This is a genomic window from Bacillus cereus group sp. BfR-BA-01408 (assembly GCF_022663305.1).
GTDB lineage: Bacteria > Bacillota > Bacilli > Bacillales > Bacillaceae_G > Bacillus_A > Bacillus_A pacificus.
The window spans coordinates 1-12,955 of the sequence record NZ_JAKUFF010000053.1 but is presented as its reverse complement, the minus strand read 5'-3'; the positions used below and the strand labels follow the sequence as shown (position 1 = coordinate 12,955).

Here is a 12,955-nt window from a genome sequence, read left to right as displayed (position 1 = left end):
TGTAGGTCTTGCTATTCATAAAAAATACTCATCTTATAGATGAGTATTTTTTATAATGATTTTTCTCTTTTCTTTCGAAATGGTAACCACCAGTTCCAGTCTCCAAACAATTTCATTAAACTGGGTACGAGCATAAGACGGATAATTGTTGCATCAAGAAATATCGCTAATGCAACGCCAAGACCCATTTGCCGTACTGGTAAAATATCAGTAAAGGCGAAAGCACCAGTTACAACAATCATAATTAATGCAGCTGATGTAATAATTCTACTTGTTGAAACAAGTCCTTCTAACGTCGCTTGATCGTTATCCCCTGTTTCTTCATACAGTTCATGGATACGCGAAATAAGAAATACTTCATAATCCATGCTAAGCCCAAAGACGAGGCCGAAAATGAAGATTGGTAAAACAAATAGAACTGGACTTGCTTCTAAACCAAAATGACCACCTTCGAATAGCCAAACAACAATTCCAATTGTTGCGCTTAAACTAAGTATATTCATAATAATCGCCTTAATTGGAATGAGTATAGATCGAAATGCAAATAATAATATAACAAACGTCGATCCAAATATAACAGACATACCAATTGCAACTTTATCTTTAATTTCATCTTCTAACTCTTGTTGGAACGTCGTCATTCCGCCTAGATAATATGTAACGTTCGTTTCTTTATAATTTTGTTTAAAATCACGAACCCACTGTTTCCCAATTTCTGTACGTGGTTTTGTATCTAAAAAGACTTCGATTGTTGTCTTATTTCCTTTCGTATACGCTTCAAATACCGGAGCTATTTTAACAGCTTCTGGCGACTGTAACATCCCAGCAACTTGATCTGATTTCATTCCATTTAAACTGTCGTATAAACTTCTTACTTCATATACTTTCTTATCATCTTTTAACTTTTGAACGACTTCTTCTACCTTTTGTAAACTTTCCTTTTCTTTCATATCTTTTTTCGTCTCTACGACTAACGTAACATCGGCATGTGTTTTTGCAGTTTCATTAAATGCCTCTTCGTACTTCTCATATGCAATTCTTGTATCACTTTGTTTAGGTAAAGCTTCCACATCAGGGAACTGCAAATTAGCTGTACGTAATGGTAATAAGCAAATCACAATAAATGTTGTAACAACAATAATCATCGCAATTGGATGTTTCATTACAAATTGTGCAAATGTACGCCACGCCTTTGCCGGTGTATGTGCTACTTGATTCTTTTTTAATATTCGTTTACCGATTAACGATAATAGCGCTGGAAGAAGTGTGAGCGAGAATAAAATACTCATAATCACAACAATCATTCCACTAATTGCGACAGACTGAATATAATCGATTTTAAAGAAAAACAAACCGGATAAGCCAACGAATACACATAATCCTGAAAATACGATTGCCCGCCCTGCTGTTTGATATGTAATTGCTATTGCTTCTTTTACCGTTCGCTTTGCAACTTCCTCTCGAAAGCGATTTACAAATAATAGCGCAAAATCAATAGATAATGCAAGTCCAATCATCGGTGCAACATTTAACACAAAGATAGATAGTTCCTTATCGCTACCTATAAAATATAGTATGCCCATCGTACTAATAACACTAAGTGCCCCATTTACGATTGGTAAAATAGATGCCAAAAGGCTACCGAATGAAAATAGTAATACGAGAAATGCAATTGGTAACCCAATCATCTCTGCTACTTTTAAATCATTTTGCGTTCTTTCATTAATCTCTTTGTTAATTTTCGGAAACCCTGTAGGTGTTACTTTTAATGCTGCATTACTTTTCTTTTCGATTTTATCAGCAAATTGTAATGTCTTTTCCATTCGTTCTTTATTTGTTTTCCCGGAAAATAAAATTGTCGCATAGCCGATATCATCTTGTAACATTTCTTTATTTTGCACTGGATGATGGAAAGATTCATATGTCTCTTTCTCTTGTACGTTTTTTACAATCCCCTCTACTTGCTTTTGAAATTCCTCATGTGAAACGCCCTTATTTTTTTCAAAAACGAGTAGAAGTGTATCTTGAGACCTCTTAAAATCTTCATCTAAAATTTCTTTCGTTTTCTGGTAGTCCCCTTCCGTTTGGAAGCCATCACCACCTAATACGCCTGGTAGCTTTGGTGCAAATATACCGAGTGCTATCGCAACCAATAGTAATGCTACTATTACTGTATAACGGAACTGATACAAAAAAGCTCCTAATCTTCCCCACTTATCTACTTTATGTACATTTGTTTTCACACATTTCCACCTACTTTACATCATTCAATTGTCACTTATACTGTATCACATCTTCATACAAACAAAAAACGTCTAGAAAAACTATAATAATAGTTTTTCTAGACGTTTTTCTATCTTTCTTTATTAAGACCAAACCTCTCAGTAAGTAAACGATGGTAATAAATCGCCATAATTAATAAAATACCACCTACGCAGTAGCCTGCTAAAATATCAGTTGGATAATGTACATTTAAAATGACTCTACTTAATCCAATCGATACAATGATTATTCCCATCAAAATGGTTATCATATATTTCCCTGTTACATTCTTCAAATTTGCCGCAATGATATAAGCAAGAAATCCGAATGTCATAATAGATAACATCGCATGTCCACTAGGGAAGCTATATCCAAGTGCATCCAACGCTTCATTTAGCGACGGACGATCCCTTTTCATAATTTCTTTTATCCCTTTATTCACAAGATGGGTTATTAAGATGCCCACTGGATATACGATCATCGCAGCATAGTAACGTTTTCTCCAAAAAACAAGTAAACTTATAACGAGCGTAGTTACGATCCCAATAGCAGACCCTAATTTTGTATAGTGTGAGAAAAATGTAAGCGAACTTTCAGTTTGTAATCCCTTTACTAACCCTCTGACATATGTATCCATCACTGTAACACCACCAGCATGTACTCTCCAAGCAACAATGCCAAATACAGCAAATAATAAACCGATACACATTACCTCATATTGATGCAACTTCTTTTTCAAACGATTTCCTCCTACTATGAAAAAATGCGATTTCTACTTTAGAAACCGCATTTTCTCACTTATTTACCTTTTGTTTTTAACTCTGTCCAGTAACGGTCGTAGTCTTTTAGCTTATCGTCTACATCAACAAGCCATTCTGTACGATCTAATTCTTCTTTCGTTAAGAAGATCATGTGGTTTTCACGATATTCTTTACTATGAAGAGGGTGAGCTTTTTCATTTGGATTACTGTATCCAATTGACTCGTAGTTTTTCACACTTACTTTTTCATCTAATAAGTAGTTCATAAACTTCTCTGCAAGCTCTTTGTTTTTCGCACCTTTTGGAATTGCTAACGTATCAGCCCAAATTGTGCCGCCTTCTTTTGGCACAACGTACTCTACATCTTTATTATCTTTTGCGATAAATGCTGCATCCCCAGACCAAACTGTTCCAATCCAAGCATCTTCTGTAATGAATTTTTGTTTAATATTATCTGTATCAAATGCTAATAAGTTTGGAAGTAGCTTCTGTAAATCAGTTGCTGCTGTCTTTAACTGTGCATCGTCTTTCGTGCTGTTTGAAAATCCATGCTTCTTAAGACCCATTCCTAACACTTCACGAGAATCATTTAATAAAGTTACATGCCCTTTATATTTCTCATTCCATAAGTCAGCCCAGCTTGTAGGTGCTTCCTTCACATACTTTTTATTGTATGCAATACCTGTTACGCCCCAAGTATATACTAAAGAATATTTATTCTCTGGATCAAATGCAGGTGTTTTGAAATTAGAAATCATGTTTTCGATATTTGGGATATTCTTTTTATCTAACGGCGCTAATAAATCCATTTTCGCCATTGTTTTAACCATGTAATCAGACGGCTGAATTAAATCATACTTCGCGCCACCTGCTTGTAATTTCGCAAGCATTTCTTCATTACTTGCATACTTATCATAGTTAATTTTCACGTTATATTTCTTTTCAAAATCTCTTAACACTTGCTCATCAAAATTGTCAGCCCAGCTATAAATGTTTAACTCTTCTTTTTTTTCACCACAACCAGCAAGTACACCAGCAACAAGGCTAAAGCTAATTGCTGCACCTGCTAATCTTTTCATTAATTTCATCGATTTTATTACCTCCTCGTACTTTCTATATCGTTCGTATTATAAAGGAAGGTGTCCTCCAGAGTTTTCTTCACCATCTGCACCTTTGTTACGGAAGATTTCAGATAGAACCATTAATCCTACGATAGCCACAATTAAAATTGTAGAAAGTGCATTAATTTCTGGTGATACTCCGCGCTTAACCATACTGTAAATGTATAATGGCAATGTTGTTGATCCTGGTCCTGATACGAAGAAACTAATTACAAAATCATCAATTGATAATGTGAATGTTAATAATGCGGCAGAAATAACTCCTGGTGCAATTGCTGGAAACGTTACATAACGAAACGTTTGCCACGGCGTTGCTCCTAAATCATTCGCAGCCTCTTCTAAATCACGTCCCATACCAGAAAGGCGTGCTGCTAAAATAACGACAACAAATGAAATACTAAATGTAATGTGTGCAATAATAATTGTTGTTTTACCAAGCTCCATACCTAATTGACTAAATAAAATAAGTAAAGATAATCCCATTAAAATATCAGGGATTAAAATTGGTAAATATACAAGACCGTTAATCGCACCTTCATAACGATATTTATAACGATGTAATGCAATTGCGAAAATCACGCCAAGAACTGTCGTTACAATCGTCGTTACAATCGCAATCGTCATACTATTTACAAATGCATCAATAACATCTTGTTTTTGAAATAAATCTGTATACCAATGGAATGTGAATCCTTCCCATTCCGCATTAATGCGAGAATCATTGAAGGAATACACCATTAAAACCATCATTGGAAAATACAAGAACAATAAAATTAACCAAGAATAAGAAACTAAAAACTTCTTCATCTTTGCCTATTCCCCTCCGTTCCCATCATATTTATATACTTTCGTTGCACGATAATATAAGTAAATTAACAGAACAGAGAATAGAACAACAATCATAGATAACGCAGATCCAAACGGCCAATCACGCGCTCCTAAGAATTGATTTTGAATTACGTTTCCGATTAATGCTACTTTCGATCCACCCATAACGTCTGATACAACAAACATTCCGATAGAAGAAACAAACACTAAAATAGAACCGGTAGCAATCCCTGACATCGTCATTGGTACTGTAACATTCCAAAATGCCTTTACTGGTGTTGCCCCTAAATCATAAGCTGCTTCTAGCTTACGCTTATCAAGCTGCTCAATCGCTGCATACACTGGTAAAATCATAAATGGTAATAAAGAATATACCATTCCGAGTATGACAGAAGGTGTATTATATAGTAAATTTAAAGGTTCACTAATAATACCTAGCTTCAATAGCAATGTGTTTACAAGACCTTGTGAACGTAAAATAACAATCCATGCGTAAGAACGAACAAGGAAGTTAATCCAAAACGGGATCGTTGCCAATAATAAAAGAATCGAACGATATTTGCGATCAACAATTGTAATTGTATATGCAAATGGATAACCGATCAGTAAACATATTACTGTGGTAATAACCGCAATTTTCACTGTTTCCCATAACGTCCCCATATATAATGGGTCAAATACACGTGCTATGTTCTCTAATGTAAATTGCATTTCCACTGTCCCATATGCTCCGCGCTGCATGAAGGCAAATGCCAATACAAACAGAAGGGGAATTAGGAAGAAGATTAACAGCCATGCGACTGTAGGTAGTGCGAGTAATTTCCCTTTTTTCAATTTAAGGTCACCTCGTCCTCTTGCTCCCAGCCTACGTATACATTATCTCCAATGCTCCACTGTGCTGCTTCTTCAGCAGTTTGATATGCCATTAGTAATTCTGATGTTTTCTCATCACGTACATAAAGCTTTTCCATATTTCCAACAAACTCAATGTCTTCAATATGGCCAAGGTGGTATTCTTTTAAAATTGGCTCTTCAACCGAACGCACTTTTACATTTTCAGGGCGAATTGCTACATAGCCTTCCCCGTTTTTCACAATATTATTTTCACCGATAAATGTCGCAACGAACAACGTTTTCGGCTTATTATAAATTTCTTTCGGCGTTCCGATTTGTTCAATATGGCCTTTATTCATAACAACGATACGATCACTCATGCTCATCGCTTCTTCTTGATCGTGCGTTACGTATATGAACGTAATTCCTAAATTACGTTGTAAGTTTTTTAATTCACGTTGCAAGTCTTTTCTTAACTTAAAGTCTAACGCCCCAAGTGGCTCGTCTAGTAATAATACACGCGGGTTATTTACAATCGCTCTCGCAATTGCTACACGCTGCTGCTGTCCACCAGAAAGCTTTGCAGGTTTACGATTACGGAACTCAAGTAACTGCGTTAAACGCATTGCCTCTTCAGCACGCTCTTTCTGCTCTGCTGCCGGTACTTTCTGCATTTTCATACCGAAACAAATATTTTTCTCCACATTCATATGTGGGAATAGCGCATAATGTTGGAACACTAGGTTCATATGACGCTTATATGGTGGCAAATCGTTAATCTTTTCATCATCTAATAAAAGATTCCCTTTAGTTGGCGTTTCAAATCCTGCGATCATACGAAGTAACGTCGTTTTCCCGCAACCACTCGGCCCTAAAATAGTTAAAAATTCCCCTTCTTTAATATCTAAAGAAAGCGGTGGGATAATCACTTGATTTCCAAAATGTTTTTCTACTGCTTCAACTTTAATAATCTTTTTCATTTTCCCGTCCTATCTACCTCAAATTTAAATTTTTATATTCATGAATAAATATTTATGTTCTATAGACTATTTTTTGTTTCGATCCAAACAAAAATGGTTATTTAGCAAGCGTTCACTTCTATTCTTTATGTAGTATGTTTGATTCATTTTCGCATGATACATAATGTCGAACAGAAAAACCCCTTCCATTCCGAAGGGGCTATTATCATACGGCTACGCCTACTGATAAACACCATCATCATTTTAACAACTTTCGTATGAATTTTAAAGCACTTTTTGTAGAAGAGTAACGAATTTTCATATCGAATGCCGTAGATTGGGCTAAAATGCTTTTATAATGTGAAAAAGTCCGAAAACTTTCTTCCCCATGATAACTCCCTAATCCACTACTTCCGACGCCCCCAAAAGGTAAATATGGCGTTGCAAGATGATAGACGACATCATTAATACAGCCTCCGCCATACGAAATATTACTCGTTACTTTCTTTTGCACTCCTTTATCTTCAGAGAATACATATAACGCTAACGGCTTCGGGTGTTGCTGAATCGTGTCAATTACATCTTCTATGTTGTCGTATTCTATAATTGGTAAAATCGGACCAAAAATTTCGTCTTCCATAACAGCACTTTCCCATGTAACATTAGTTAACACTGTTGGTTCTATATGTAAAGTTTCTTTTTTATAGTTCCCGCCAATTACAGTTTTACCATCTTTCAAAAACGTACATAAACGTTCAAAATGACGTTCACTCACAATTCGTACATAATTATCATTGTGCAGCGGCTCTTTTCCGTACTGCTCCTCAATTTCATGTCGCAACGCTTCAATTAACTGTTCTTTCACTGAAGCATGCACATACATATAATCAGGCGCTACACACGTTTGCCCTGCATTTAAAAACTTTCCCCACACAATCCTTCTTGCTGTTACATCTATTTTTGCATCTTTATGTACAATACATGGACTTTTCCCGCCAAGTTCTAACGTAAGCGGCGTCAACTGTTTTGCTGCTGCTTCCATGACAACTTTCCCAACGCCCACACTACCTGTGAAGAAAATATAATCAAATGGTTCCTTCAGCAAAGCTGTACTCTCTTCAACGCCGCCTTCTACTACCGCTACAAGCTCCTCTTGGAATAATTCTTCTAACATCCTCGTAATCACTTTGGAAACGTTTGGCGTTAACTCCGACGGTTTTAAAACGATTGTATTTCCGGCTGCTAGCGCTCCTACAAGCGGTGCAATTGCTAATTGAAACGGATAGTTCCACGGTGCAATAATAAGTGTCACACCGTACGGTTCAGGCACTACTTTCCCCTTTGATCCAAAATGAGTGAGTGCTGTTCGAACACGCTTCGGTTTACTCCACGATGAAATATGCTTCAATTGAAAAGAGATTTCTTTTAATACATATCCCACTTCCGTTGTAAATGACTCATGAACTGACTTATTTAAATCTAATTTTAACGCCTGAAATATTTCTTGTTCAAAACGCTGAACGCCTTCATAAAGCTTCTTCAAATTATTCTTTCTCACTTCTACACTTCTCGTATAGCCATTATAAAAATATGCCTTTTGTTTATTTACAATAGAAGAAATACTCATTCATTCACCTTCTCCCACTATTTTTATCCAATTCTTTCATTATTTATATAGACTTCATATACAATAAATTTCTATTCGTAAAGTTACATTATATATAATTTCTTTTTGTATATAAAATTCATTGCTCACAAAAAAACTACCGAAAGAAAAATCTTTCGGTAGTTTTACTGTATTAACGATATAAACGAACAGCACCTGCAGAATTATCATCAGCTTGTCCTACTACTTCAAATTTCAAACCAAGCTTCGGTAAAATACGTCCTGCATCTGGAATCTGTTGATTAATATACGTTTTAGAATCATCAAACTTCGGTACGCCTGCTAAGCCATCATACGTAAATGTTCCACGCGTTGGAGATACAACTTTCCAAGCTGGCGTTTTATCAAATGAGAACGCTGCATCAGCGATTTGGAATCGTGTACTACTCTTAACTGTCGGTTTACCATTTAAAGTTCCTACAATTGCTTCTGGGTGAGAGTCAACTACGCCAAGGAAACCGTGTCCTGGATGTACACCAACCCAGTTATCTGTGTAAGCAGAGTCCGCATACCATACGACCATACCAGTGTTAAATACTGGACCGCGTGCAAATTTCAATGCATTATCTGCACCAGCATAATTTCTCCACTCTACATAATAGTTATGTTTTTTCTTCTCAGTTCCATTAGATACAACAAAGCCATCTAATTTAAATTGTGGTGTACCTTCTGCATCATCAGAGAATACTACTTTACCATCTACTGTTAATGAAGCATTATCAAGAGCAAATCCATTTAATGCTAAACCACCATCAGTAATGTAATCAAATGTTAATTTTACTTTCTTACCTTTGAATTGGCTTAAGTCATATGATTTGTCAATCCATTTTCCATTTGTCGAATCTGCATTTCCACTATTAGCTTTCTCCCCAAGTCTTTCAATTAACGTTTGTTTACCATCTTCTGTTACAGCATGTACTTCAAGGAAGTCATACTCTGCTTCAATTTCATATAACGATTTGAAATCAAATTTCGCAGTCGTTGCATTCGTTAAATCAAACAGCGGTGTTTCCATCTTTGTATGAAGATCGTCACCTTTTGTGCTGTAATAATACTTCTTACCAAATGCTGGTTCAATTGTTTTAACATCTTTATCCGGTAGGTTAACACGAATCATACCTGGACGATCTGACTTCGTTACACTTTGATCTAAATACGTCGCTAGACCGATACCTTTATTTAATTTCTCGTAATCTACTTCTACGATATTTGCCCAGTTACCACCGATTGTTTTTTGGAAAAATTCTTTATTTTGTGGCGAGAAACTCGTTGGCGTTGTTCCAGCAATCTTACCAGCCCAGCTTCCACCACTCATAATAGACCAAGCTTCAATTGGCTCACCTTGACCACTATACTGTGTATCATATTCATCTGGAAGACCTAAATCATGACCGTATTCATGTGCGAATACACCAACTGCGCCATCTTCTGGTTCAATTGTATAGTCGAATGCTGCCATTTTTCCGCCCCAATATGGAACTTTCGCTTGTGTGCCTTCAATTGGGAATGGTTTTGGTCCAACTGTCCAGCGATGTGACCAAATTGCATCGTCACCTAATTTACCGCCGCCAGCTTCTTGTCCAACACCTGCATGGATAATCATTAAGTGATCGATTAAACCATCCGGTTGATTTTGATTACCATCACCATTTACATCGTATTGATCGAATTGGTCGAACTCAGATAAATCAATACCGCTATCTACAGCTGCTTTTAATGCATCTTTTACTAAATCACGTGGTCCTTTCGGTCCTTTATTATCATGACCGCCGCTTGCAGCATCTGCACCGTAATCAGCAGCTTTACCAGGAACTGTTAACCATTTTGTAACCGTTCCATCCACTGTGTAACTACCGCCAGATTGCTCTTCATAATATTGTTTAAACGTTTCGATTTTACTTCCATCATCTAATGTGAATGGCTCATCACCGAATAACATTTTTTCATAATGTTCTTTGTTAAAATCGTTAGAATACATATAACCAGGTTCTTTATCGATATTGTTATGTTTAAAGTCAGCGTACTCTACAAGTAAAACGAGTACTTTATCTTTACGCACATCACCGTTATACGCTTTTTGCTTTGCCGGAGATGTTGGTACTTTACCATTTAAGCCGCCTTTAACTGGGCCTGTCGCAGTAGGTGTTCCTGTTGCAGGTTTATCTAACTTTTCTTTCGTATCTGCTTTCGCATCTTTCACTTTCTTTAAAAAGTCAGATGCTTCTTTCGTAAGTGGGTCCCCATTTGTTACTTCTTTCCCAGGATTTTCACCTTTTTTGTTCTCTACGTATTTTTCGACAGCTTTCTTTGTTTCAGTCTCTGAAGCCTTCGAATCAATTACCCCACGTTTTTTTAGTGCATTTGCTAAACGTTCTTCCGGAATTAAATGATCATCAACTGGGCTCGTTGCTGTCTTATTCACAGGCGTTTCAGCGTATACAGATTGAGTACCAGCTCCGAACGAAAGGCCTAATACAGCTGTCAAAGCGATTGATGATAAAACTTTGAACGGTTTCTTGCTCATCCCTTATTTCCTCCCCTAATAAATAATATGTATTACAAATTAAATTTTATTAAAAGTTCAATATTTTTTCAATATTTAGTCATATTATGTAATGTTTTTAATATATTTGTAAAAATTTCATAGTTAGCATACGAGTATATCACAATTCAACAATGTTTTCTGAAAATATTGAAAATATTTGTCAGAAACTTTATAATCGCCATAGAGGGAATTTAATGGGGATTTTATCTTTGTTTTATCTACAAAATATTTGATAATTCACTACATAAATACAAAATCCGATTGCATTATCACGTATTCTGTAGCAGCAGTTATGACCGATAATTAGGGAGGAATTACATTTGTACAAAGATAAGACTGACGCATTGGATCAAGAATGGATTGATTTAATACTTGAAGCTCTAGACGCTGGCATTGCACTACAAGATATCGAACATTTTTTCCAACGTATGAAACCATCTAGTCAGGCTCAATAGGTTTGTTCTTTTTAGCGAAGTTTATGTTATAATAATGACATCATAAGACGACGACATATTGATAGAAAGGTGCGCAAATATGATTGGAGAACGTATAAAACGCCTTCGCTTACAAAAAGGTATTTCATTAACTGAACTTGCCGAAAAAGCTGGTGTTGCTAAATCTTACATTAGTTCTATAGAACGAAATTTACAAAAAAACCCTTCCATTCAGTTTCTTGAAAAGATCGCAGCAGTTCTACAAATTCCAGTTGATACTTTACTTCATGATGAAACAACAAGGGAAAATCACTTAGACTCCGAATGGACACAACTCGTTAAAGATGCGATGAGCTCCGGCGTCTCCAAAGAACAATTTCGTGAATTTCTTGAATTTACAAAATGGAAGCAAGATCAAAAATAATAAATAGAAAGAAGTGCTTACATCTAGCACTTCTTTTTCTTTATAAAAAAAAGCGGGGGATACCCGCTTTTTTATTATTTTGTTTCGCCCTCTCCTTGGCTTGCATTGAATGTCCATTCTAGATTTAATGAATCGCCTTGGAATATATTTTGATCACCTTTATCTTCAAATTCAAATTCTACCCATAAATAGTCCTCTGAATTTGGTGCTAAACCACCATTTTCTCCCCATTCAGGAGCAAAAACATCTTTCGCTACAACATCTGGATCTAATTTTTGTAACTCAGCTAAAGTTGTTTCATATACAGGCTCACTTTGTTTATCCCAATTCCAAATGAATTTCACCTTAATATGTTCACCAAAATCAGCACCTGCATTATCACCTTTAGCATCTTTTACATCATACTTTGTCGCTAGTTTAACGTCTTTAATAGCTAACGTTCCGTTGTTCTTTAATAAAAACTCTTTCTTAACTGAATCCCCCGGCTTTAGGTCTTTAATATCAACGATTGTTTTAGGGTTTAAAGCAAGATCTAACGTCCCAGCTGCAAATGTATTATTTGAAACCTCTTTATCGCTAAAGTATGCAAACGTTCCTCCACCAATTAAAGATAACCCCAGTGCTGCTGATGCAACTCCCATACCTAACTTTTTCTTTAGACTCACAATAAATTCCCCCTAGCTGTTTTTTATATTTTTTATTGCTATCTCTTATTTACAATAAGAGATGTAACTAAAACTATATTAGCTTAGCTAATATGTGTTCTTTTTTAAAAACCTTATGTTCATTATAACGAACACACCTATATAAATACAACAAATATTTATTAATATTTTCAGTTATTTTTATTTCTCAATATTATTCCGAAATTTCTAAAAAATACCGAGAAATAAAGAACATTAATTAATTTCCTTATCTATACTAATTATTATCCTTCACCATCATACCGCCAATTAATTTTCTCTTATCTTTATTTTAACATGCATTGTTAAAATAAAGAGGACACGCCGAATAGGTGAGTCGCAATACTCTCTCACCTACTCGGCTTTATAACCGCTATTCTCTCTATATGTCGCTGTATTTTACTTGCTATTCTTGTTTCTTACTCTCTTCTTGATTTTT

Annotated in this window: 11 protein-coding genes; 2 read left to right on the top strand and 9 right to left on the bottom strand. The window is 35.7% G+C overall.

Going from position 1 to position 12,955, the window contains the following annotated elements; translation table 11 throughout:
- Positions 1–50: 50 nt before the first annotated feature.
- The 8 genes from MR083_RS19030 to inhA1 all read right to left on the bottom strand — a co-directional run bounded on the left by MR083_RS19030 (position 51) and on the right by inhA1 (position 10,954).
- The gene (locus MR083_RS19030) at positions 51–2,243 is read right to left on the bottom strand and encodes an MMPL family transporter (protein WP_242269707.1); all 2,193 of its coding nucleotides are present in this window, start codon (positions 2,241–2,243) and stop codon (positions 51–53) included.
- A gap of 110 nt (positions 2,244–2,353) precedes the next feature.
- Entirely contained in the window at positions 2,354–3,001 is a 648-nt protein-coding gene (locus MR083_RS19025) for a phosphatase PAP2 family protein (protein ID WP_000727788.1), read from the bottom strand.
- Positions 3,002–3,060: 59 nt separating this feature from the next.
- On the bottom strand, positions 3,061–4,110 hold the full coding sequence (gene potD / locus MR083_RS19020; RefSeq protein ID WP_000772497.1) for a spermidine/putrescine ABC transporter substrate-binding protein PotD: 1,050 nt from the start codon (positions 4,108–4,110) through the stop codon (positions 3,061–3,063).
- Positions 4,111–4,149: 39 nt separating this feature from the next.
- Positions 4,150–4,950, bottom strand: a complete 801-nt coding sequence (gene potC, locus MR083_RS19015; RefSeq protein WP_000714199.1) for a spermidine/putrescine ABC transporter permease PotC — start codon at positions 4,948–4,950, stop codon at positions 4,150–4,152.
- Positions 4,951–4,956: 6 nt separating this feature from the next.
- Positions 4,957–5,805 carry a spermidine/putrescine ABC transporter permease PotB gene (gene potB / locus MR083_RS19010; RefSeq protein WP_000715494.1) on the bottom strand — a complete coding sequence of 283 codons (849 nt, stop codon included), beginning with the start codon at positions 5,803–5,805 and terminating at the stop codon, positions 4,957–4,959.
- Complete coding sequence (gene potA, locus MR083_RS19005; RefSeq protein WP_000720319.1) at positions 5,802–6,785, bottom strand: spermidine/putrescine ABC transporter ATP-binding protein PotA; 984 nt, start codon at positions 6,783–6,785, stop codon at positions 5,802–5,804. Before potA ends, potB begins: the two co-directional genes overlap by 4 nt.
- A 238-nt stretch (positions 6,786–7,023) precedes the next feature.
- Complete coding sequence (locus MR083_RS19000) at positions 7,024–8,391, bottom strand: aldehyde dehydrogenase (RefSeq protein WP_000028360.1); 1,368 nt, start codon at positions 8,389–8,391, stop codon at positions 7,024–7,026.
- A 172-nt stretch (positions 8,392–8,563) separates the two neighbouring features.
- Positions 8,564–10,954, bottom strand: a complete 2,391-nt coding sequence (gene inhA1 / locus MR083_RS18995; protein WP_000038914.1) for a M6 family metalloprotease immune inhibitor InhA1 — start codon at positions 10,952–10,954, stop codon at positions 8,564–8,566.
- Positions 10,955–11,295: 341 nt separating this feature from the next.
- Here inhA1 and MR083_RS18990 point away from each other — a divergent pair, with 341 nt between their 5' ends.
- Together MR083_RS18990 and MR083_RS18985 are read left to right on the top strand one after the other, a co-directional pair.
- Positions 11,296–11,430 (top strand): anti-repressor SinI family protein, encoded by a 135-nt coding sequence (locus tag MR083_RS18990; protein ID WP_000276217.1) that lies wholly within the window; start codon positions 11,296–11,298, stop codon positions 11,428–11,430.
- A 79-nt stretch (positions 11,431–11,509) separates the two neighbouring features.
- Entirely contained in the window at positions 11,510–11,833 is a 324-nt protein-coding gene (locus MR083_RS18985) for a helix-turn-helix domain-containing protein (protein WP_000578887.1), read from the top strand.
- 74 nt (positions 11,834–11,907) lie between these two features.
- Here the strand turns inward: MR083_RS18985 and calY are convergent, their stop codons facing one another.
- Complete coding sequence (gene calY, locus MR083_RS18980) at positions 11,908–12,498, bottom strand: biofilm matrix protein CalY (protein WP_000053726.1); 591 nt, start codon at positions 12,496–12,498, stop codon at positions 11,908–11,910.
- Positions 12,499–12,955 lie beyond the last annotated feature (457 nt).